The organism is Pantoea sp. AS-PWVM4 (genome assembly GCF_000468095.1).
Classification (GTDB): domain Bacteria; phylum Pseudomonadota; class Gammaproteobacteria; order Enterobacterales; family Enterobacteriaceae; genus Pantoea; species Pantoea phytobeneficialis.
In genome coordinates, this window is the sequence record NZ_ASZC01000002.1 from 391,612 (window position 1) to 414,906 (window position 23,295).

At 54.7% G+C, this 23,295-nt stretch carries 18 protein-coding genes; 13 read left to right on the forward strand and 5 right to left on the reverse strand.

Going from position 1 to position 23,295, the window contains the following annotated elements; genetic code table 11:
- Positions 1 to 18: 18 nt before the first annotated feature.
- From msbA to L579_RS01990, 6 genes are all read left to right on the forward strand, one after another.
- A complete protein-coding gene (gene msbA, locus L579_RS01965) occupies positions 19 to 1,767 on the forward strand; it encodes a lipid A ABC transporter ATP-binding protein/permease MsbA (RefSeq protein WP_021182607.1) in 1,749 nt (582 codons plus the stop codon).
- The gene (gene lpxK / locus L579_RS01970) at positions 1,764 to 2,765 is read left to right on the forward strand and encodes a tetraacyldisaccharide 4'-kinase (RefSeq protein ID WP_021182608.1); all 1,002 of its coding nucleotides are present in this window, start codon (positions 1,764 to 1,766) and stop codon (positions 2,763 to 2,765) included. The genes msbA and lpxK overlap by 4 nt, the downstream gene beginning before the upstream one ends.
- 21 nt (positions 2,766 to 2,786) lie before the next feature.
- A complete protein-coding gene (locus L579_RS01975; protein ID WP_021182609.1) occupies positions 2,787 to 4,004 on the forward strand; it encodes a winged helix-turn-helix domain-containing protein in 1,218 nt (405 codons plus the stop codon).
- A gap of 77 nt (positions 4,005 to 4,081) precedes the next feature.
- Positions 4,082 to 4,264 (forward strand): Trm112 family protein, encoded by a 183-nt coding sequence (locus L579_RS01980; protein ID WP_013508517.1) that lies wholly within the window; start codon positions 4,082 to 4,084, stop codon positions 4,262 to 4,264.
- Entirely contained in the window at positions 4,261 to 5,010 is a 750-nt protein-coding gene (gene kdsB / locus L579_RS01985; RefSeq protein WP_021182610.1) for a 3-deoxy-manno-octulosonate cytidylyltransferase, read from the forward strand. The genes L579_RS01980 and kdsB overlap by 4 nt, the downstream gene beginning before the upstream one ends.
- Positions 5,011 to 5,122: 112 nt before the next feature.
- Positions 5,123 to 6,016, forward strand: a complete 894-nt coding sequence (locus tag L579_RS01990; protein WP_021182611.1) for a YcbJ family phosphotransferase — start codon at positions 5,123 to 5,125, stop codon at positions 6,014 to 6,016.
- On the opposite strand, the gene elyC is transcribed toward L579_RS01990, so the two are convergent.
- A complete protein-coding gene (gene elyC, locus L579_RS01995; protein ID WP_021182612.1) occupies positions 5,996 to 6,781 on the reverse strand; it encodes an envelope biogenesis factor ElyC in 786 nt (261 codons plus the stop codon). The two genes, L579_RS01990 and elyC, sit on opposite strands and share 21 nt — an antisense overlap.
- Positions 6,782 to 6,905: 124 nt before the next feature.
- On the opposite strand from elyC, the gene cmoM reads away from it, so the two are divergent.
- The 7 genes from cmoM to L579_RS02030 all read left to right on the forward strand — a co-directional run bounded on the left by cmoM (position 6,906) and on the right by L579_RS02030 (position 17,549).
- Complete coding sequence (gene cmoM / locus L579_RS02000; RefSeq protein WP_021182613.1) at positions 6,906 to 7,676, forward strand: tRNA uridine 5-oxyacetic acid(34) methyltransferase CmoM; 771 nt, start codon at positions 6,906 to 6,908, stop codon at positions 7,674 to 7,676.
- A gap of 11 nt (positions 7,677 to 7,687) precedes the next feature.
- Complete coding sequence (gene mukF / locus L579_RS02005) at positions 7,688 to 9,010, forward strand: chromosome partition protein MukF (protein WP_021182614.1); 1,323 nt, start codon at positions 7,688 to 7,690, stop codon at positions 9,008 to 9,010.
- Positions 8,991 to 9,710, forward strand: coding sequence for a chromosome partition protein MukE (gene mukE / locus L579_RS02010; RefSeq protein WP_021182615.1), 720 nt, complete (start codon positions 8,991 to 8,993; stop codon positions 9,708 to 9,710). Before mukF ends, mukE begins: the two co-directional genes overlap by 20 nt.
- Positions 9,707 to 14,173 (forward strand): chromosome partition protein MukB, encoded by a 4,467-nt coding sequence (gene mukB / locus L579_RS02015; protein ID WP_021182616.1) that lies wholly within the window; start codon positions 9,707 to 9,709, stop codon positions 14,171 to 14,173. Before mukE ends, mukB begins: the two co-directional genes overlap by 4 nt.
- A gap of 156 nt (positions 14,174 to 14,329) precedes the next feature.
- Entirely contained in the window at positions 14,330 to 16,141 is a 1,812-nt protein-coding gene (gene ldtD / locus L579_RS02020) for a L,D-transpeptidase (protein WP_021182617.1), read from the forward strand.
- 189 nt (positions 16,142 to 16,330) lie between these two features.
- Complete coding sequence (locus L579_RS02025; protein WP_021182618.1) at positions 16,331 to 16,882, forward strand: YcbK family protein; 552 nt, start codon at positions 16,331 to 16,333, stop codon at positions 16,880 to 16,882.
- 37 nt (positions 16,883 to 16,919) lie between these two features.
- Complete coding sequence (locus tag L579_RS02030; RefSeq protein ID WP_021182619.1) at positions 16,920 to 17,549, forward strand: MBL fold metallo-hydrolase; 630 nt, start codon at positions 16,920 to 16,922, stop codon at positions 17,547 to 17,549.
- A gap of 81 nt (positions 17,550 to 17,630) precedes the next feature.
- On the opposite strand, the gene L579_RS02035 is transcribed toward L579_RS02030, so the two are convergent.
- From L579_RS02035 to pncB, 4 genes are all read right to left on the reverse strand, one after another.
- Positions 17,631 to 18,821: an amino acid aminotransferase gene (locus tag L579_RS02035; RefSeq protein WP_021182620.1), complete on the reverse strand. Its 1,191-nt coding sequence runs from the start codon at positions 18,819 to 18,821 to the stop codon at positions 17,631 to 17,633.
- A gap of 200 nt (positions 18,822 to 19,021) precedes the next feature.
- The gene (gene ompF, locus L579_RS02040; RefSeq protein WP_021182621.1) at positions 19,022 to 20,104 is read right to left on the reverse strand and encodes a porin OmpF; all 1,083 of its coding nucleotides are present in this window, start codon (positions 20,102 to 20,104) and stop codon (positions 19,022 to 19,024) included.
- A gap of 300 nt (positions 20,105 to 20,404) precedes the next feature.
- Positions 20,405 to 21,805: an asparagine--tRNA ligase gene (gene asnS, locus L579_RS02045; RefSeq protein WP_021182622.1), complete on the reverse strand. Its 1,401-nt coding sequence runs from the start codon at positions 21,803 to 21,805 to the stop codon at positions 20,405 to 20,407.
- 159 nt (positions 21,806 to 21,964) lie between these two features.
- Positions 21,965 to 23,185, reverse strand: coding sequence for a nicotinate phosphoribosyltransferase (pncB, locus tag L579_RS02050; RefSeq protein ID WP_021182623.1), 1,221 nt, complete (start codon positions 23,183 to 23,185; stop codon positions 21,965 to 21,967).
- Positions 23,186 to 23,295: the final 110 nt, after the last annotated feature.

Here is a 23,295-nt window from a genome sequence, read left to right on the forward strand (position 1 = left end):
AAACAGCGTGACTAAATAATGCAACAAGACAAAGATCTCTCAACGTGGCAGACATTTCGCCGACTCTGGCCGATGATTGCGCCCCACAAAGCTGGCTTATTCGTGTCTGCTGTGGCGCTGATACTCAATGCGGCAGGCGACACCTTAATGCTCTCCCTGTTGAAACCTTTACTGGATGACGGCTTCGGTAAAGCTGACAAATCCGTGCTGTTGTGGATGCCGCTGGCGGTAATCGGTTTGATGCTGATGCGCGGAATAACCAGTTATATTTCTAGCTATTGCATTTCGTGGGTTTCCGGCAACGTAGTGATGAATATGCGTCGTCGCCTGTTCAGTCACATGATGGGTATGCCGGTAGCCTTCTTTGACCAGCAGTCGACAGGTACGTTGCTGTCTCGTATCACTTATGACTCCGAGCAGGTCGCTTCATCATCTTCCAGCGCGCTGGTTACGGTGGTGCGTGAAGGTGCATCGATCATCGGCCTGTTCATCATGATGTTTTACTACAGCTGGCAGCTGTCATTGATCCTGATTGTTCTGGCACCGATCGTTTCTTTTGCGATTCGCAACGTCTCAAAACGCTTCCGTAATATCAGCAAAACCATGCAGAACACCATGGGGCAAGTGACAACCAGCGCCGAGCAAATGCTGAAAGGGCACAAAGAGGTGCTGATTTTTGGCGGCCAGGAAGTAGAGTCCCAGCGATTTGCACGCGTCAGCAATCAGATGCGTCAACAGGGCATGAAACTGGTTTCTGCCTCGTCTATCTCTGACCCGGTTATTCAGCTGATCGCTTCTCTGGCGCTGGCTTTTGTGCTGTATGCTGCCAGCTTCCCAAGCGTAATGGATACATTGACCGCCGGTACCATCACGGTGGTGTTCTCCTCGATGATCGCCCTGATGCGCCCGCTTAAGTCGCTGACTAACGTTAATGCGCAGTTCCAGCGTGGTATGGCGGCTTGTCAGACGCTGTTCAGCATTCTGGATAGCGAGCAGGAGAATGACAGCGGTACGCGTCAGCTGGAACGCGCTAAAGGTGATGTGGAATTCCGTCATGTAACCTTCACTTACCCTGGCCGTGATACTCCGGCGTTGCGCGATATCAATCTGAGCTTACCAGCCGGAAAAACCGTGGCACTGGTGGGTCGTTCAGGTTCAGGTAAATCTACCATGGCGAGTCTGCTGACCCGCTTTTACGATATTCAACAGGGTGAAATCCTGCTGGACGGACACGATTTACGCGAATACACCCTGGGTTCGTTACGTAACCAGGTGGCGTTAGTGTCGCAGAATGTGCATCTGTTCAACGACACCATCGCGAATAACATCGCTTATGCACGCAATGAACAGTACAGCCGCGAAGAGGTTGAGCGGGCAGCGACTATGGCGCATGCGATGGATTTCATCAAAAAAATGGATAACGGGCTTGATACCGTCATCGGCGAAAATGGTGTGCTGCTCTCCGGCGGCCAACGTCAGCGTATCGCCATTGCCCGTGCTTTATTGCGTGATTGCCCAATCCTGATCCTTGATGAAGCGACTTCTGCTCTGGATACCGAGTCTGAACGTGCGATTCAGTCGGCGTTGGATGAATTGCAGAAAAACCGCACCTCGGTAGTGATTGCGCACCGTCTTTCAACCATCGAAAAAGCGGATGAAATCGTGGTGGTTGAAGATGGTCGTATTGTTGAGCGTGGTACGCATGAGGTTCTGCTGGCCGAAAAAGGAGCTTATGCACAACTTCACAAATTGCAGTTTGGCCAATGATTGAACGCATCTGGAGTGGGCGTTCGCCGCTGTGGCTGCTGTTATGGCCGCTCAGCCTGCTGTATGGGGCAGTCAGCTGGCTGATTCGCCTCAGTTTCCAGCATGGCTGGCGTAAAAGCTGGCGTGCGCCCTGTCCGGTGATTGTGGTGGGTAATCTCACTGCTGGCGGTAACGGCAAAACACCGGTGGTTATCTGGCTGGTGCAGGCGTTGCAACAACGAGGTCTGCGTCCTGGGATAGTGTCGCGCGGCTATGGTGGTAAAGCTGAACGTTATCCACTGTTAGTCGATGCCGAAACGTCCACCGAGTTGGCAGGTGATGAGCCGGTGTTGATAGCACAACGTACCGGTGCGCCGGTCGCGGTGGCCCCGCAACGTCGTGTTGCTGTCGAGGCCTTATTGTCCCGGCAGCAGCTGGATGTGATTATCACCGATGATGGATTGCAGCATTACGCTCTGCAACGTGACCGCGAGTGGGTCGTGGTGGATGGCGTACGTCGTTTCGGCAATGGCTGGTGGTTGCCCGCCGGGCCAATGCGCGAACGTGCTTCCCGTCTTGATCAGGTTGATGCCGTTATCGTGAACGGTGGTGAAGCCAGTGGTCGTGAAATCGCCATGACATTACAACCAGGCCAGGCGATAAATCTCGTTACCGGGCAAAGCGCCAGCCTGACACAGTTGCCACCGGTGATCGCCATGGCCGGTATTGGGCATCCGCCTCGTTTCTTCACTACCCTGAAGCAGCAAGGGTTACAGCCTGTTGCGGAAATCGCTTTTGCTGACCATCACGCTTATAGCGAAGCCGAATTAAGCAGCCTGACGCAACAAGGGCAGTGTCTGCTGATGACGGAAAAAGATGCAGTGAAATGCCGAGCGTTTGCGCGTGAAAACTGGTGGTATTTACCCGTCGATGCGCATCTTGCAGGGGCGTCCTTGCCTGTGCTGTTAGATGACATCACGCAACTTTGTCTCAACGCCCGCGACGCAAAACCGCGCTAAAACTGACAGGGAAACTGAGTAATGACCCGCGCTGATTCCCTCTCTTTACAGACCGCTCGCAATCTCCATCTTGCCGCTCAGGGGCTGCTTCGGCCTGCCGGGCGGCGTGCCCGTTTCGCTGATATTCATGCCACTATCCGTCAGATGTCATTGCTGCAAATTGACACCATCAATGTGGTGGCGCGCAGCCCCTATCTGGTGTTATTCAGCCGTCTGGGTGACTACCCGATAACCTGGCTGGAAGAGTCGCTGGCATCGGGCGAGTTGTTTGAGTACTGGGCGCATGAAGCCTGTTTTATCCCGCGTGAAGACTACCCGCTGCTGCGCCATCGCATGCTCGATCCCTCGCGCCTTGGCTGGAAATATAACGCGCAGTGGGTTGAAGAGCATCAGCAGGAGATTGCCGACCTGCTGGAGCATATCAACGCTAACGGTCCGGTGCGTGCCGCTGATTTTGCCACGGAAAAGCACAGTAAACCGGGCTGGTGGGCGTGGAAGCCGCATAAACGCCATCTGGAAAACTTGTTTAGTGCAGGGGAATTGATGGTGGTAGAACGCCGCAATTTCCATCGGGTGTATGACCTACAGCAACGGGTGATGCCGGACTGGGATGATGAGCAACATGCGCTCAGTGAAGAGGACGCGGTGGTCAGTATGCTCAACCACAGCGCGCGTAGTCTGGGTATTTTCCGCCCCACCTGGTTGGCTGATTACTATCGGCTGAAGCGGGTTGCATTGAAACCCTGGCTTGAGGCCGCGCAGGAGCGGGGCGCGATTATTCCGGTGCAGGTTGAGCAACTGGGCGAGATGTGGCTGCATCATGAGTTACTCCCGCAACTGGAAAAATCGTCGGCAGCCACCCATACCGCGCTGCTTTCTCCCTTTGACCCGGTGGTATGGGATCGACGCCGGGCGCTGGAACTGTTCAATTTTGACTACCGCATCGAATGCTATACGCCAGCGGAGAAGCGTAAGTTCGGCTACTTTGTGCTGCCGGTTTTGCATCGTGGCGTACTGAAAGGTCGGCTCGATGCGAAGATGGATCGCCAGGCGCAGCAATTGGTGATCCGTGCTTTCTGGCTGGAGGAGGGGGTGCGTGTGACGGCCAGCTTTGTCAATGACGTTCAGCGTGCCATCACGCGATTTGCCCAATGGCAGGGGGCCAGTGAAGTGTTGATTGAGCAGGCACCATCGGCATTGCGTGCTGCCTGGTCAGATCGCTGGACAATAACTGCGTAGTGGATTCCGGCACGTTGTCTCGCGCTACGCTATGGTATGCTTATTACCTGACGAATCGATCCGGTATGGAGGAGATTATGGATCACCGTTTGCTTGAAATTGTGGCCTGCCCAGTTTGCAATGGAAAACTGTACTACAACAAAGAACAGCAGGAGTTAATCTGCAAACCCGATGGGCTGGCATTCCCGGTGCGCGATGGTATTCCGGTATTACTGGAAAACGAAGCGCGAACCTTGTCTGTTGAAGAGATCCATCCATGAGTTTCGTCGCCATTATTCCGGCGCGCTACGCTTCGACGCGTCTGCCGGGCAAGCCATTGGTGGATATTCTTGGTAAACCGATGGTGGTGCATGTGATGGAACGTGCGCGTGAATCCGGTGCCGAACGGGTGATTGTTGCCACGGATCATCCTGATGTTGCGGCGGCGGTAGAAGCGGCAGGTGGTGAAGTCTGCATGACGCGTGCTGACCATCATTCCGGTACCGAGCGCCTGGCGGAAGTGATTGAAAAATATCAGTTCCCGGATGACACCATCATTGTCAATGTGCAGGGTGACGAGCCGATGATCCCGCCAGCGATTGTGCGCCAGGTGGCGGCAAACCTGGCTGAGGCTGATGCGGGTATGGCGACCCTTGCGGTGCCCATCCGTGATGCGGAAGAAGCGTTCAACCCAAATGCGGTAAAAGTGGTTACTGATGCGCAGGGTTATGCACTTTACTTCTCGCGCGCCACCATTCCGTGGGATCGCGAGCGTTACGCGAAATCGCGCGAGCAGGCTGGCGATACGCTGCTGCGTCATATTGGTATCTATGCTTACCGCGCAGGCTTTGTCCGTCGTTATATCTCGTGGCAACCCTGCCCGCTGGAGCAGATTGAGTTGCTCGAGCAGTTGCGTGTCTTGTGGTATGGCGAGAAGATCCATGTCGCCGTAGCAGAGACGGTGCCCAGCGTTGGTGTTGACACCCCGGAAGACCTGTTGCGCGTTCGCGCTGCCATGCAGGCTTAATCCCGCAGCGGCCAGCTTTTGCGGCTGGCCCTGCTGTTCTTTGATCTGGCGCATCGCTCTGCGCTACCGTGACCTCCAGGATATTTAAGTCACTTTCTCAGGAGGATGACGCATGGAACAGCTTCGCTCAGAACTCACGCTGGTGCTTGGTGAAAGCGTCGGCCGTCTTGAAACCATCAGTGAACAATCCCAATCGCGGCTTTACGCGTTGTATGACGCCGCCGATAAACCGATGCCGGTTGTCGCGAAATATTTCCGTCATCAGGGGCGCGCAGCGCTGGAAGCCAAAAAGCTGGCGATGCTGGGCCGCGATGGATTAATTGCAGTACCGGCGGTGTTTGGCCTGGTACTCAGCCAGCAGAAACCGGTACACGAAATGTTGCTGATGGCACGTCTCAATGGTGTGTCTGCCGAAGCGCCCGCGCGAACGGCTGCACGTTGGGAGCAGCTCTGCGAGCAGGTGGTTGAAGGCTTACTGGCGTGGCATCGCATTGACAGTCATGGACTGGTCGGCAGCATCGACAGCATTCAGGAAAACAACTGGCCTGCCTGGTATCAGCAGCGGGTCGAGGTGTTGTGGTCAACGTTAGGCTACCTGTCGCCCCCCGATTTCACCCTCGACGATCGGCAAATTCTGTTTCGTAGCCGTCAGCAACTGACCCGATTATTTCAGGGGTTTGACGATCCCTGCGTGCTGATCCACGGCAACTTGCGGCTGGCGAGCATCATGAAGGATGTGCGCAGTGATCAACTGGTGGCAATGACACAACCCGGCAATGTGTTGTGGGCGCCACGCGAATTTGAACTGATGCGGCTGGGTGACAACGGGGCAGAAGCCTCGCTGTTGCAGCACTATTTGCAGCGTGCACCGGTCGCAGAAGGATTTCTCTGGCGGCGCTGGCTGTATCAACTCTGGGATTGCATTGATACCCTGGTCAGCACCGGCCAGTTCGACCGTCCACGCTTTGATAACGCGCGTGAACAGTTACTCCCCTGGCTGGGATGAGGTGAGGTCATCACCGCGCAGTGCCTGCCACGCCTGCCCCAGGGTTTCATAAATTGCCCGCTCGCTATGGCTGAGCCACAACGGTGAAGGGATCGCGCGCTCCCAGCCGTTTAATGGCGAGGTGATGGCCAGTTGATTAGCCGGGGCGGCCAGTGGATTAAGTCCGGCACGCTGGAAGAACTGCATCGCCCGTGGCAGATGATTGGCGGATGTCACCAGCAGGAAGGGATGTTGCCCCACGGCGATTTTTACGGCCTGCGCTTCTTCCCGGGTATCTTTAGGCTGGTCCAGCACGATAATTGCGCTGTCGGGGACGCCGAGGCTCTCCGCCACCATCGCCGCCACGCGGCCATTGCTCATGGGGTTATTCCCTGCTGCCGCGCCGGTAAAAATCATCTTCGCCTGCGGATAACGTCGCCATTGACGCACCCCTTCAGCCACCCGAGGCAGACTATTCCCAATCAGGTTCGAACTGGGTGCCCATTCCGGATTAAAGGTGTATCCGCCACCCAACACCACGATATAATCGACGCTGACAGAACGGTTCCAGGTCGGATAGGCCTTTTCCAGTGGCAGCAACAGGCGATCGGCTACCGGTTGCAGGCTGAGTAACAGCAGCAACAGCCAACTGATTGATATCAGGATTTTGCCGCTTTTCTGCCAGCGGCTGAACCAGAGCAATAAAAGTCCGGCTGCCATCAACGACAGCAGCAGTGGCAAGGGCAGTAACATTCCCCCGATCACTTTTTTTAACGTGAAAAACATCGAAAATTGCTCCTTTTGGCCGAAAAAACAGCAGCCAGACACTAACCACGGGATGAAAGGTTCATTCTTATTGCGCCTGTGACAAAATAGCACAAGTTGAAGGCAGCAGAACGGAGCGACCAGCATGCAGGATCGTAACTTTGACGATCTCGCGGAGAGATTTTCAAAGAACATATATGGCACCAAAAAAGGCATGGTGCGTCAGGCGATCCTGTGGGATGAGCTGGATACGTTGTTGCCGACGCTGCCCGCCGGGCCGCTGTCGGTGCTGGATGCCGGTGGCGGAGTAGGGCAAATTTCCAGCGGTCTGGCGGCGCGCGGCCATCAGGTGTTGTTGTGTGATCTGTCTGCGGAGATGTTGAAGCTGGCGGAAGCGCATGCCCTTGCCGAGGGTGTGAGCCACAACATGCAATTCAAACAAATTAGCGCGCAACAGGTCGGCGAACATTTGGATAAACCAGTTGATCTGGTATTGTTTCACGCTGTGCTGGAATGGGTCGCGCAACCCGAGGTGGTATTGCAGGCGTTATGGCACACCCTGAAGCCCGGTGGCGTGTTGTCGCTGATGTTTTTTAATCGCCATGCCTTAACCATGCGCCTGCTGACCCTTGGCAATTTCGGCTATCTACAGGCCAATATGTCCAAGCGCAAGAAGCGCACGCTGTCGCCCGATTACCCACGCGATCCCGAAGAGGTGTATCGCTGGCTGACAGATTGTGGATTTGAGATTGAACAGCGCGCTGGCATTCGTGTCTTTTGTGACTACATGAAAGAACAGTCTGCCGCCGTGAAAGACGTTGAGTCCATTATTGAGATGGAACGGCGCTACTGTCGCCAGGAGCCCTTTTTAAGTTTAGGGCGTTATATCCATGTGACCGCGCGCAAACCCAGGTAGAAGGACCAACTATGAGCGATTTTTCCCAGACGGTGCCCGAACTGGTGGCATGGGCGCGCAAGAACGATTTTTCGCTTGCGCTGCCGGTTGAACGTCTGGCGTTTTTGCTGGCTATCGCCACCCTGAACGGTGAGCGGATGGACGGTGAGATGAGTGAAGGCGAGTTGATTGACGCATTTCGTCATGTCAGTAAAGCGTTCGAACAAACCCACGAAACCGTTCAGGTGCGTGCCAATAACGCCATCAACGATATGGTGCGGCAGCGTCTGCTCAACCGTTTTACCAGCGAACTGACGGAAGGCCATGCGATTTACCGCCTGACGCCGTTGGCTATCGGTATCACCGACTACTATATTCGCCAGCGTGAGTTTTCCACCCTGCGTCTGTCGATGCAGCTGTCGATCGTGGCGCAAGAGCTGAAACGTGCGGCGGATGCTGCGGAAGAAGACGGTGATGAATTTCACTGGCATCGCAACGTGTTTGCGCCGCTGAAATATTCGGTGGCGGAGATCTTCGACAGTATCGACATGACGCAACGCCTGATGGATGAACAGCAGCAGGCGGTGAAGACCGATATCGCCGATCTGCTGAACAAAGACTGGCGCGCGGCGATCTCCAGTTGTGAAATGCTGCTGTCAGAAACCTCCGGCACCCTGCGTGAGTTGCAGGATACGCTGGAGGCGGCGGGCGATAAGTTGCAGGCCAATCTGCTGCGTATCCAGGACGCTACCCTGAGCAGCCCGGATCTCGGTTTTGTCGACAAGCTGGTGTTTGATCTGCAAAACAAGCTGGACCGCATTATCAGCTGGGGCCAGCAGGCTATTGACCTGTGGATCGGTTATGACCGCCATGTTCACAAATTCATTCGTACCGCCATCGACATGGACAAGAACCGCGTGTTCGCCCAGCGTTTACGTTTGTCGGTACAAAACTATTTCGACCAACCCTGGGCGCTGACCTACGCCAACGCTGACCGCCTTTTTGATATGCGCGACGAAGAGATGACGCTGCGTAACGACGAGGTGATGGGCGAGCTGCCGGCGGAGCTGGAGTACGAAGAGTTTAACGAGATTCGTGAGCAGCTGGCGGCGATGATTGAAGAAGCCTTACAGGTGTATAAGCAGGAACACAAACCCCTTAACCTCGCGACGGTGATGCGTGACTATCTGGCGCAATATCCGCGCGCGCGTCATTTTGATCTGGCGCGCATTGTCATCGATCAGGCGGTTCGTCTTGGCGTCGCCGAGGCTGATTTAGCCGGTCTGCCTGCGGAATGGCAGACCATTAATGAATACGGAGCCAAGGTGCAGGCACATGTCATCGACAAATATTGAACAAGTGATGCCAGTCAAACTGGCGCTGGCACTGGCAAATCCCCTTTTTCCTGCGCTCGATAGCCAGTTACGCGCAGGACGCCATATTGGCATCGAAGAGCTGGATAATCATGCTTTCCTGATGGATTACCAGGAGTATCTGGAAGAGTTTTATGCGCGTTACAACGTGGAACTGATCCGCGCGCCGGAAGGTTTTTTCTATTTGCGCCCGCGTTCAACCACGCTGATCCCGCGCTCGGTACTGTCCGAGCTGGATATGATGGTCGGCAAAATCCTGTGTTACCTCTATCTCAGCCCGGAACGTCTTGCCAACGAAGGTATTTTCACCCAGCAGGAGCTGTACGATGAGCTGCTGTCGCTGGCGGATGAGAGCAAACTGCTCAAGCTGGTGAATCAGCGCTCCACCGGTTCTGACCTCGATCGTGCCAAGTTGCAGGAGAAGATGCGCGCTTCACTGAACCGCCTGCGTCGTCTCGGCATGGTGTGGTTTATGGGCAATGACAGCAGCAAATTCCGTATCACCGAATCGGTGTTCCGGTTCGGGGCGGATGTGCGCAGCGGTGATGATGCCCGCGAAGCGCAGCTGCGTCTGATTCGCGATGGTGAAGCCATGCTGATTACAACTGCTCCGGCCACCGAAGAAAGCGACAACGACGCCGAGAATGAAGCGAGTGATAACGCGGAGGATGAACAGGCATGATTGAACGCGGTAAATTTCGTTCGCTAACGCTGATCAACTGGAACGGCTTCTTTGCCCGTACCTTTGATCTTGATGAATTGGTGACCACGCTGTCAGGCGGCAACGGTGCGGGTAAATCCACCACGATGGCGGCCTTTGTCACGGCGTTGATTCCGGATCTGACGCTGCTGCATTTCCGTAACACCACCGAAGCCGGGGCGACCTCCGGTTCGCGCGACAAAGGTTTGCACGGTAAATTGCGTGCGGGCGTCTGCTATGCGGTGCTGGATGTCGTCAACTCACGTCATCAGCGCGTAGTGGTGGGCGTGCGTCTGCAACAGGTCGCCGGGCGTGATAAGAAGGTGGATATCAAGCCGTTCAGCATTCACGGCCTGCCCACCGATACACAACCTACCGATATCCTGACTGAGATCCTCGGCAGTCGTCAGGCGCGCGTGTTGCCACTGACCGAAGTGAAAGATCGTGTCGAGGCGCAGGAAGGCGTGCAGTTCCGCCAGTACAGCTCGGTAACGGATTATCATGCCACGCTGTTCGAACTTGGCGTGGTGCCGCGCCGCCTGCGTACCGCGGGCGATCGCAGCAAATTCTATCGTCTGATTGAAGCGTCGTTATACGGCGGTATCTCCAGCGCCATTACCCGATCGTTACGTGATTACCTGCTGCCGGAAAACAGCGGCGTGCGTAAAGCCTTCCAGGATATGGAAGCGGCACTGCGTGAAAACCGCATGACGCTGGAAGCGATTCGCGTTACCCAGTCAGACCGCGATTTGTTTAAGCATTTGATCTCCGAAGCGACCAGCTACGTTTCGGCGGATTACATGCGTCACGCCAATGAACGTCGCATCCACCTGGATGGCGCATTGCAACTGCGTAATGAGCTGTTTACCAGCCGTAACCAACTGGCGTCGGAACAGTATCGCCACATCGAAATGGCGCGAGAGCTTTCTGAGCACAGCGGTGCGGAAAACGATCTGGAAACCGATTATCAGGCAGCCAGCGATCACCTGAATCTGGTGCAGACGGCGATGCGTCAGCAGGAGAAGATCGAGCGTTACGATTCCGATCTGGAAGAGCTGACTTACCGTCTCGAAGAGCAGAACGAGGTGGTGGCTGAAGCGCGTGAAGTACATGAAGAAAATGAAGCACGCGCCGAAGCGGCAGAAGTGGAAGTGGATGAGCTGAAAAGCCAACTGGCCGACTTCCAGCAGGCGCTGGATGTGCAGCAAACCCGAGCCATTCAGTATCAACAGGCATTGCAGGCACTGGATAAAGCCCGTGCGCAGTGTCAATTGCCGGATCTGTCCATCGACAACGCTGCGGAGTGGCAGGAAACTTTTCAGGCTCGCGAAGAAGAAGCGACCGAAAAACTGTTGCGTCTGGAACAGAAACTCAGCGTTGCTGAAGCGGCGCACAGCCAATTTGAACAGGCACTGGCGCTGGTTATCAGCATTGCTGGTGACGTTAACCGTCAGGATGCCTGGCAGGTCGGGCGTGAATTGCTGCGTGATGCGGCCAATCAGCGTCATCATGCCGAACAACTCTCCTCGCTGCGTCTGCGTCTGAACGAGCTGGAACAGCGTCTGCGCGAGCAGAACGAAGCCGAGCGTCTGCTGGCTGAATTCTGTAAGCGTCAGGGGCAGCAATATGATGCCGATGCGCTGGAAGGCTTACAGCGTGAGCTGGAAGCGCAGATCGAACAGCTGAGCAGCAGCGTTGCCGATGCCGGTGAACGTCGTATGCTGATGCGTCAGGAGCTGGAGCAACTGCGTGAGCGTATCACCGCGCTGACCGCGCGCGCGCCGCACTGGCTGGCTGCGCAGGAGATCCTGACGCAGCTGAGCGAGCAAACCGGACAGCAGCTGACCAGCAGCCAGCAAATCACCGAATTTATGCAGCAGTTGCTGGAGCGCGAGCGCGAAACCACCGTCGAACGTGATGAGGTGGCGGCACGTAAACGTGATGTTGAGAAGCAAATCGAACGTCTCAGCCAGCCGGGTGGTGCAGAAGATGCTCGTCTGACGCAGCTTGCTGAGCGTTTTGGCGGCGTATTGCTGTCTGAAATTTATGATGATGTCACGCTGGACGATGCGCCGTACTTCTCCGCGCTTTATGGTCCATCGCGCCATGCGATTGTGGTGCCGGATCTCTCACTGGTGCGTGAGCTGCTGAATGGCCTGGAAGATTGCCCGGAAGATCTCTATCTGATTGAAGGGGATCCGCAGTCATTTGATGACAGCGTTTTCGGCGTTGATGAGCTGGAAAACGCGGTAGTGGTGAAGGTGGCCGAGCGTCAGTGGCGCTACTCCCGCTTCCCGAAGGTGCCGCTATTTGGCCGTGCCGCGCGTGAGAATCAGCTGGAGCTGTTAAACAACGAACGCGATCAACTGGCGGAACGTTATGCAACGCTCTCCTTTGATGTGCAGAAAACCCAGCGCCTGCATCAGTCATTCAGCCGCTTTATCGGCAGCCATTTAGCGGTAGCGTTTGACGAAGACCCGGAAGCATTGATTCGCCAGCTCAACAGCCGCCGCGGCGAACTGGAACGCGCGCTGAGTCAGCATGAAAACGATAACCAACAGCAGCGCATGCAGTACGAACAGGCGAAAGAGGGCGTGGCCCAACTGAACCGCCTGCTGCCGCGTGTGACGCTGCTGCTGGATGATACGCTGGCGGATCGCTGTGAAGAGATCCGTGAGCGCGTCGAAGAAGCACAGGAAGCGGCGCGTTTCCTGCATCAGCACAGTAATAAACTCGGCAAACTGGAGCCGCTGCTGCCGGTGCTACAGAGCGATCCGCAGCAGCACGATCAGCTGGAGCGTGATTATCAGCAGGCGCAGCAGTTGCAGCGCGAGGCGCGTCAGCAGGCGTTTGCGCTCACCGAAGTGGTTCAGCGTCGCGCACATTTCAGCTACGAAGACTCGGCTGGCATGCTTACCGGTAACAGCGATCTCAACGAGAAGTTACGTCAGCGCCTTGAGCAGGCAGAGGGCGAGCGCAGTCGCGCCCGCGAACGTCTGCGTGAACATCAGGCTCAGTTGACGCAATATTCTCAGGTACTGGCTTCGCTGAAAAGTTCGTATGACGCTAAACGCGACATGTTGAAAGAGTTGCAGCAGGAGATGCAGGACATCGGTGTGCATGCCGATGCCAGCGCCGAGGAGCGTGCACGCGCCCGCCGCGATGAACTCTATACCGCGTTAAGCCATAACCGTGCGCGTCGTAACCAGTTGGAAAAACAGCTCACTTTCTGCGAAGCAGAAATGGACAGCCTACAGAAGAAATTGCGCAAGCTGGAGCGTGATTATCACCAGATACGCGAGCAGGTTGTCACGGCGAAAGCGGGCTGGTGCGCGGTGCTGCGCCTGGTGAAAGAAAATGGTGTCGAGCGACGCCTGCATCGTCGTGAACTGGCTTATCTGAGCGGCGATGAATTGCGTTCAATGTCGGATAAGGCGTTGGGCGCCCTGCGTCTGGCGGTGGCGGATAACGAACATCTCCGCGATGTATTGCGGATGTCGGAAGATCCGAAACGTCCGGAGCGTAAAATTCAGTTCTTTATCGCGGTCTACCAGCATCTGCGTGAACGTATTCGTCAGGACATCATTCGTACCGATGATCCGGTGGAAGCGATTGAGCAGATGGAGATTGAGCTGAACCGCCTGACGGAGGAGCTGACGGCGCGCGAGCAGACGCTGGCGATCAGTTCGCGCAGCGTCGCCAACATCATTCGTAAAACCATTCAGCGTGAGCAGAACCGTATTCGTCAGCTTAACCAGGGCTTGCAAGCGGTCAGTTTTGGTCAGGTGCGCAGCGTGCGGCTGAACGTGAACGTGCGTGAAACGCACTCGATGCTGCTGGAAACGCTGTCAGAGGAACACGAACAGCATCAGGATCTGTTTAACAGCAATCGCCTGACCTTCTCTGAAGCGCTGGCGAAGTTGTATCAGCGCCTGAATCCACAAATCGATATGGGCCAGCGTACGCCACAGACCATTGGTGAAGAGCTGCTCGATTACCGCAACTACCTGGAGATGGAGGTTGAGGTTAACCGTGGCTCCGATGGCTGGCTACGCGCGGAAAGTGGTGCGCTCTCAACCGGTGAAGCGATCGGTACCGGTATGTCGATTCTGGTGATGGTGGTGCAGAGCTGGGAAGAGGAGTCACGCCGTTTGCGTGGCAAAGATATTTCCCCATGCCGTCTGCTGTTCCTCGATGAAGCCGCGCGTCTTGATGCGCGTTCCATCGCCACCTTGTTTGAGTTGTGCGAGCGTCTGGAAATGCAGTTGGTGATTGCCGCCCCGGAAAATATCAGTCCGGAAAAAGGGACCACTTATAAACTGGTGCGTAAGGTGTTTAACAACACCGAACACGTTCATGTAGTGGGCCTGCGTGGCTTCTCAGCGGATCCGGCACCGGTGAAGCGAGAAAATAACGCGCCGGACCTGGAAACAGAAAATTCGTAGCGGGAATTGTGGTTAAAATTCATCGCTACAGTTAATGTGTAAACGGCATTTGCTACCAGAGGCAAATGCCGTTTTTATTTGTATACTCAAAAATATGTATAAGGTAGTACACAGCATAGCGAGTCGGCTGTGTCTTAGGCGAGAAGGGGGCCAGGGATGTTGCTGAATAATAAGAGCAGATTTAATCGTGCTGTCATAGCACTCAGTTTGTCACTGGTATTGTCGCCACTGGCGGCCAGCCATGCGGCAATTATCGCAGCGCTACCGGGTACGACGCACCATACTCTGTCGGTCGCGGATAGCCAGCGTCAGATTCAGCAGGTTTTCAGCCCCAGCGAACAACCGTTCTATCTTCCCGGGCTGGCAGGCATTTATGCCGCCCGTAATATGGCGCCGTTGTGGCAGGATCGCACGGCGGTGCAGGCGTTTCAGCAGCAACTGGCGGAAGTGGCATTATCCGGGGTACAGCCGCAGTTTACGCGCTGGGTAGGGCTACTGACCAACCCAGCGATAAAAGGGCTGGCACGCGATATCGTGCTGAGTGATGCCATGTTGGGCTATCTGCAATTTGTCTCCGGCGTGCCGACGCAGGGCGAAACCTGGTTGTACAGCAACGTGCCGTACAAGATGGCGATGCCCACCATTGCGGCGATTAACCAGTGGCAAAACGCGGTAAATGGTGGCGGAAGCCGTGCCTTTGTCATCTCGCTTGAGCCGCAACATCCGCAATACGCTCCCATGCACGCAGCGCTGAAAACCCTGTTGACCGACAACCGCCCGTGGCCGCAATTACGTGATAGCGGTACGCTGCGCCCCGGCCAAATCAGTAATGATGTGCCTGCCCTGCGTGAGATTTTACAACGTACCGGCATGTTGACCGGGCATAGCGCGACACCGACGCCCGCAGACGATGCTGTGCCTGTGGCACCGGTGCCGGTCAGTCAGAGTGCGCAGCCCGTTGCGGTCAGCCCCTCGGCAGCCAGCGTGAATGATCTCTCCGCTCAGGCACCACAAGCGCCGGGCAATGTCGCAGCGAATCCCGTGCAATCATCGGCCAACAATGTTTATGATGCTGCGCTGGTGGACGGCGTAAAACGCTTCCAGCATTGGCAAGGCCTGGCCGACGATGGCGCGATTGGTCCGCGCACCCGCGAATGGTTGAATGTCTCGCCGCAAATGCGCGCCGCCTTGCTGGCACTCAATATTCAGCGTTTGCGTTTGCTGCCGGATGATATGCATAACGGTATCATGGTCAATATCCCTAACTATTCACTGACCTACTACAACAATGGTGCCACCATCCTTTCGTCACGCGTGATTGTCGGACGTCCCGATCGCAAAACGCCGCTGATGCGCAGCGCATTGAATAATGTGGTGCTCAATCCGCCGTGGAATGTGCCGACTTCGCTGGTGCGCCAGGACATTGTACCGAAGGTCAAACAGGACCCGGGCTATCTGTATAAACACGGTTATACCCTGTTGTCAGGCTGGAGCGCTGATGCGCAAGTCATCGATCCCTCCACGCTCGACTGGAGTATGGTTTCAGCCGCCAGCTTCCCATACCGTATCCGTCAGGCTCCTGGCGCAATGAATTCGCTGGGGCGTTATAAATTCAATATGCCCAGCTCGGATGCGATTTATCTGCACGATACGCCGAACCACAACCTGTTTCAGCGTGATATTCGTGCGCTCAGCTCTGGCTGTGTCCGGGTGAATAAGGCGTCTGAACTGGCGGATTTGTTGCTTCAGGATGCGGGGTGGAATGACAGCCGTATCTCTGACACCCTGAAAGAGGGTAGCACGCGCTACATCCCGATTCGTCATCGTATCCCGGTTAACCTCTATTATCTGACGGCCTGGGTGGCGGAAGATGGTCAACCGCAATATCGTACAGATATTTACAATTATGATAATCCGGCCCGTTCGGGGAGCCAGGTGCTGACCAAAGCTGGTCAATTGCTACTCTAGTGATTGATTTAATTCATCTCCTTTCTGGTTAACTTTCATACAACCGGCAGCAAAATTGCGATTTTGCGCCGGTTCTGCATTTTCTTTCCCTTATTCTGGGTTGACTGAGTCTGAGGCTAACGTTAATGTTCCGCCTTGTGTGCTTTTTACACATTTTTTTATCGCTTTAATCTCAGGTAACCCCGTTTCATGGCTAATTTTGATTCTCAGCGTCGCAAATTGCTCCTGATCGGAGGCGCAACGGCAGGTCTGGCACTTCTTCCTGGCTCCGCACTGGCCTCGATGTCCACCTCCCGGCCGCGTATTTTGACGCTTAATAACCTTCACACCGGTGAAACCCTCAAAACAGAGTTTTTTAACGGCAAGAGTTATGACAAGGATGAGTTAGCTCGCTTAAATCACTTCTTCCGTGATTACCGCGCCAATCAGATCAAAACCATCGATCCACATTTGTTTGATCAGATTTATCGCCTCCAGGCCGCGCTGGGAACACGCAAACCGATTCAACTGGTTTCAGGCTATCGCACCATTGCCACCAACAATATGTTGCGTGAGTCCGGTCCTGGCGTGGCGAAACACAGTTATCACACCAAAGGTCAGGCGATGGACTTCCATATCGAAGGCATTTCCCTGAGCAATGTTCGCAAAGCGGCGTTATCTCTGCGTGCAGGTGGTGTAGGATATTACCCGCGCAGCAACTTTGTTCACATTGACACCGGTCCTGTAAGGCACTGGTCGTAAAAACCGACAGCGCTGCGTGTGTCGGTCATGGAGCGCTATGAACTACCTCATCATTCCAGTCACCGCATTTTCTCAGAATTGTTCTGTCATCTGGGGTGACGATACTCAGCAGGCTGCGCTGGTGGATCCGGGCGGCGATGCTGCAACCATTATCGCCGTACTTTCAGAGCGTGGTATCACGCCGACGCAGATTCTGCTGACGCATGGGCATCTCGATCATGTGGGTGCTGCGGCTGAACTGGCAGCACATTTTCAGGCGCCGATTGTCGGACCACAGTTACTGGATGCTTTCTGGCTGGAGGCATTGCCGACTCAGAGTCGCATGTTTGGTCTGCCGGAATGTGCACCGTTAACGCCAGATCGCTGGCTGGAAGAGGGTGAAACGGTGCAGGTCGGTGAAGTGACACTGGAAGTGCTGCACTGTCCGGGACATACTCCAGGCCATATCGTGTTCTTTGACCGCGCCGGACGTCTGTTGATCTCAGGTGATGTGATTTTTAACGGTGGTGTCGGTCGAACCGATTTTCCGCAGGGCAGCCACAGCGATTTAATCGCGGCTATCAAAACCAAATTGCTGCCGCTGGGCGATGATGTGACTTTTGTACCAGGGCATGGCCCGATTTCCACGCTGGGCCGCGAACGTATCAGTAATCCATTTCTGCAATAAAACTGCATAAACCGTAGCGGCGTGATTTAACACGCGTCTTTTTCGCAATGCGCGATAAATCGCGCCGCTACAGGTTGATCCTTACAGCACTGCCACAATCGCTTCGCACAGCGCCGACATATTGTCTGGCGTCATTCCCGCGACGTTAACACGTCCCGAATTCACCGCGTAAACCCCAAACTCTTCACGCAGACGCACCACCTGATCTTTGGTCAGGCCGCTGAACGAGAACATGCCGTTCTGCTTGATGATAAAGCTGAAATCCTGCTCTGCACCGCTTGAGGCCAGTGTGTTAACGAACAGTTGACGCATACGCTGAATACGCTGGCGCATATCGGTCAGTTCCTGCTCCCAAATGGTACGCAGCGCGTCATTGCCCAGAATGGTCGCCACCACCGCCGCACCGTGGGCCGGTGGGTTAGAGTAGTTAGCGCGAATGCTGTACTTCACTTGGCTGAACGCAGTTTTTGCCACATCGCTATTGGCGGCAACCACCGTCAGGGCACCCACACGTTCGTTATACAAACCGAAGTTTTTTGAGTATGAGCTGGCAACAATCAACTCCTGATGCGAAGCGGCAAAAATGCGCAGGCCTTCTGCATCTTCATCCAGACCACGGGCAAAGCCCTGATAGGCGAAATCAAACAGCGGCAGCCAGCCATTTGCCTGAGACAGGGCGGCCAGTTGTTGCCATTGCTCGGTTGTTGGATCAATACCGGTTGGGTTGTGACAGCAACCGTGGAACAGCACCACATCACCGGCTTTCGCTTCACGCAGTGACGCAACCATGCCGTCAAAATCCAACGTATGGTTGGCGGCATCGTAATACTGATAATCGCAGACCTCGAGACCCGCAGCGTTGAAGACGTTTTTGTGGTTCGGCCAGCTTGGATTGCTCACCCAGACACGTTTTACGCTGGTCTGATTGGCGAGGAAATCGGCAGCAACGCGCAGTGCGCCTGTACCACCCGGCGTTTGAGCGGTGCAGGCACGCCCAGCGGCAATCAGCGCGCTCTCTTTACCAAACAGCAGTTCCTGCGTGCAACGAGCAAAATCAGCCAGGCCATCAATGCTGAGGTAATTCTTGGTGGTCTCATTTTCCAGCAAGTATTGCTCAGCTTTTTTCACACTGGTGAGCACCGGCGTTTTTCCGGTTTCATCTTTATAAACACCAATGCCAAGGTTGATTTTATTCGGGCGGTCGTCGGCGCGAAACAGGTCGGCCAAACCAAGGATAGGATCGGCGGGTGCGGCAGAGATCGATTCAAACATGAGTCAGGTCCAGTTGCGTGAACTTTAGCGAAATGAGCTATCAGGTTAGCGTCAGTCGGCACCGTTGCCAACCGTTGAGACGAAAAAGAAATAATGCCACGGCTGCGATTAATGCCGCTTATTGCGAAGTGGATCACTGAAAAGCAAAACGGAGCCAGAAGGCTCCGTTTTTAAGGTATTACGCGTTACTAATCGGCAGATTAGAACTGGTAAACCAGACCAACTGCTACGATATCGTCGGTGTTCAGACCCAGCGGGTTGTTGTCGTCCAGCTGGTTGATTTTGTAGTCGACGTAGGTAGACATGTTTTTGTTGAAGTAGTAGGTTGCGCCCACTTCAACATATTTGTACAGGTCAGCATCGCCGATACCTTCGATGTCTTTGCCTTTAGACTGAACGTAGGCGATAGACGGACGCAGGCCGAAGTCGAACTGGTACTGTGCTACGAATTCGATAACCTGAGTTTTGTTAGCAAAACCGTCTACATCGTTGTTAGCGTTGCTGATGTAGGTTGCGTTACGGGTTTCGCTGTACATTGCTGCCAGGTATACGTTGTTCGCGTCATATTTCAGAGCAGTTGCCCACTGCTGAGCTTTGTCGCCGTTACCGTAGCCCATCTGGTTCTGCTCAGTGGTGCGGTCGCTTGAACCATAAGCACCTACGATGCCAACACCGATCGGAGAGGTATAGGAGATTGAAGTACCCCAGCCGTCGCCGTTCGCACGACGCGGATCGTCGGTACGGTCGTTTTTGCCCTGGTACTGAACAGCGAAGTTCAGGCCATCAACCAGACCGAAGAAGTTGCTGTTACGGTAGGTAGCCAGACCGGTAGAACGGCCAGCCAGGAAGTTGTCAGAGTAACCAGAGTCACCGCCGTATTCCGGCAGCATGTCGGTCCAGCCGATTGCGTCGTAAACCACGCCGTAGTTACGACCGTAGTCGAAAGAACCTGCGTCAGCGAATTTCAGACCAGCAAAGCCCAGACGGGTTTTGTTGCCAGACTGTGCGTCAGAGCCGCCTTCAGAGTTGTTAGCCTGGATGTTGTATTCCCACTGGCCGTAACCGGTCAGCTGGTCGGTGATCTGAGTTTCACCTTTGAAGCCGAAGCGCACGTAAGACTGGTCGCCATCGTTGCCAGAGTCGTCAGAGAAGTAATGCAGACCATCAACTTTACCGTACAGGTCTAATTTGTTGCCATCTTTGTTGTAGATTTCTGCTGCGTTGGCTGCACCAGCAGCTAACAGAGCAGGGATAACCACTGCAAGAATGTTGCGCTTCATCATTTTTTATTACCCTCATTGGAGTTATTTGGACACCTGCCACTGCCGTCAAGAAACCTTTACGGGAACCTTGAAAGAAGTTTGGTGTCTCCTGTGTCTGCACGCATCTTTCCATCCCGGGGTTGGTAATTCTACCCCGAAAATGCTACTAATCTCGCAATTAGGTATCAAAAAGAAAAATTGTATTACAAGATGTAAATATTCGGGAACTTTGTGAGAGAACTCTAAATTTACAAAAATAAAAAAAGGCCGGCATAGCCGACCTCGTTATATATATGAATTACTTATAATTAATCGCGAATTTTAGAAATTGGCGTTGCGCGGCGTACGTGGGAAGGGGATAACATCCCTTACATTTTGTACACCAGTGACATACGCGATTAATCGTTCGAAACCTAAACCGAAGCCAGAGTGTGGCACGGTGCCGTAACGACGTAAGTCACGGTACCACCAGTAATCTTCTTTGTTCAGACCCATCTCAGCCAGGCGTGCATCCAGGACATCCAGACGTTCTTCACGCTGCGAACCACCGATGATTTCACCTATGCCAGGCGCCAGGACATCCATCGCTGCCACGGTTTTACCATCGTCATTCATACGCATGTAGAACGCTTTGATATCCTTCGGATAGTTTTTCACCACCACCGGGGCTTTGAAGTGTTTCTCAGCAAGGTAGCGCTCGTGTTCTGACGACAGATCGACACCCCAGGAGACCGGATTTTCGAAGCTCTGGCCGCTTTTCAGCAAAATCTCGATCGCATCGGTGTAGTCCACCTGAGCGAAATCTGCATTAACAAAACGTTCCAGGCGAGAAATCGCATCTTTGTCTACGCGCTCTGCAAAGAACGCCAGGTCATCAGCGCGCTCTTCCAGCACCGCCTTAAACACATACTTCAGCATGGCTTCCGCCAGGGCCGCGGCATCATCCAGTGTCGCGAACGCCACTTCCGGCTCCAGCATCCAGAACTCAGCCAGATGGCGACTGGTGTTGGAGTTTTCAGCACGGAAGGTTGGGCCGAAGGTGTAGATTTTGGACAGCGCGCAGGCATAAGTTTCGCCGTTCAACTGGCCGGACACCGTCAGGAAGGCTTCTTTACCAAAGAAGTCTTTGTCGTAATCGACTTTGCCCTGCGGGTCACGCGGCAGGTTTTCCATATCCAGCGTAGAGACGCGGAACATCTCACCGGCACCTTCGGTATCCGAAGCGGTGATCAGCGGCGTGGAAACCCAGAAATAACCGTTTTCATGGAAGAAGCGATGCAACGCCTGCGCCAGGGTGTGACGAGTACGTGCCACCGCGCCAATCAGGTTAGTGCGCGGGCGCAGGTGCGCCACTTCACGCAGGTATTCGATGCTGTGGCGTTTGGCAGCCATCGGATAGGTGTCCGGATCGTCCACCCAGCCCACTACTTCAACCTGAGTGGCTTGCAGTTCAAACGCCTGACCTTCACCCGGCGATTCCACCACTTTGCCGGTCACAATCACCGAGCAGCCCGTGGTCAGACGCAGCACTTCGTCCTGATAATTATTCAGAGAATTATTGACGACAGCCTGAACGGGATTAAAGCAGGAACCGTCATAAACGGCGATAAAGGAAAGACCGGCTTTGGAATCTCTTCGGGTACGCACCCAACCACGTACGGTGACTTCACTGTCAACCGCGACACGGCCGTGCAGTACATCCGCTACAGGCACTACGCTCATAAATATCTCTCTATATATTAGGATGAAGTCAATTTATACATTCCCCATACCGGGGTTTTGCTATGTTACTTACGAGCCATCAGGAAACAAGCAAAATTGCCGGGATACGGGGAGATTTGTTGCAGCACAGCAGGGTACAGGTACCCTGCTGTCGGGTGGTTAGCTGGCTCTTTTCACCAGCGGCAGGTCGAAGGCTTTACGCAGAGCGCGAACGAAGGCTTTATCCTGGCAGATGGTTTTGCCGGGACTGTCGGAAAGTTTAGCCACCGGCTTGCCGTTGCAGCTCACCAGTTTGATCACGATATTCAGGGGGGTTACGCCTGGAATATCGCAGGTCAGGCGCGTGCCGATACCAAACACCACATTGGCGCGCTGACCAAAGTGACGATACAGCGCCAGCGCTTTGTCCAGATCGAGATTGTCGGAGAACACCAGCGTTTTGCTTTTCGGATCGATATCCAGTCGCTGATAGTGGGCGATGGCTTTCTCCCCCCATTCCACCGGATCGCCGGAATCATGGCGCAATCCCTGATAGCGGTTGGCAAAGCCGGGACCGAAATCGCGCAGGAAGGCATCCATAGTGATGCAATCGGTCAGTGCGATGCCAAGCTGCTCGTCGTACTCATCCAGCCAGGATTGCAGCGCAGCACGCTGGCTATTGGCCAATACCGGGCTGATCTGCTGATGTGCCTGGAACCACTCATGCGCCTGGGTGCCGACCGGGTTAAGTTGCAGACGACGCGCCAGATCATAGTTGCTGGTACCCACCAGCCACGGGAAATCCTGCTTCAGGGTGCTGACGATGGCTTCCTGCACTGGCTGGGAATAGCGGCGACGCGTACCGAAGTCCATCAAATGGAAGCGGGACATATCCAGGTCGCTGACCTGCCGGCGAAAGTCCGTCAACTTTTGTTGCAGGTGATCGACTGCCTGCGCGACACCGATCTGCGGGGTGCGGTGACGGTGCACCAGTTCGCTGATCAGCGCCAGCAATGGCACTTCCCACAGAATCACCTCACGCCACGGACCGCTGATCTGGATGGCGAGTTTGCCGTGATCGTTGCGTACCACCACCTGGCTGGGATCGAAGCGGAAACCGCGCAGCCAGCTGAGATAGTCAGCGTCAAAAAAGGGCAGGGCAGAAAGATAACGATATTCCTCTTCACTCAGGGCGAGAGAGTGCATCGCATCAATATGGGTGCGGAGTTCATCCGTGTAGACGCCGAGTAACTCGGTGCCGCGGCAGCGAAATTCCGCCGTGACCGGGACATCGTAGTAACGATGATATACGGCCTGCTGCATATGAAGCTTGTAGGCATCGGTATCAAGCAGCGTGGTCAAAATCGGGGAAGCGTGTCCTGTCATGGTGCGTTTCAGCATCCTCTTCCGCGGAGCATAGCCCGGTGTTCAACAAAGTCATAAAGACGCAGGAGTATAAAACAGTAATAGACCGCGATCACACCATATTTGCAGGGGGCAGGTCGATGGTC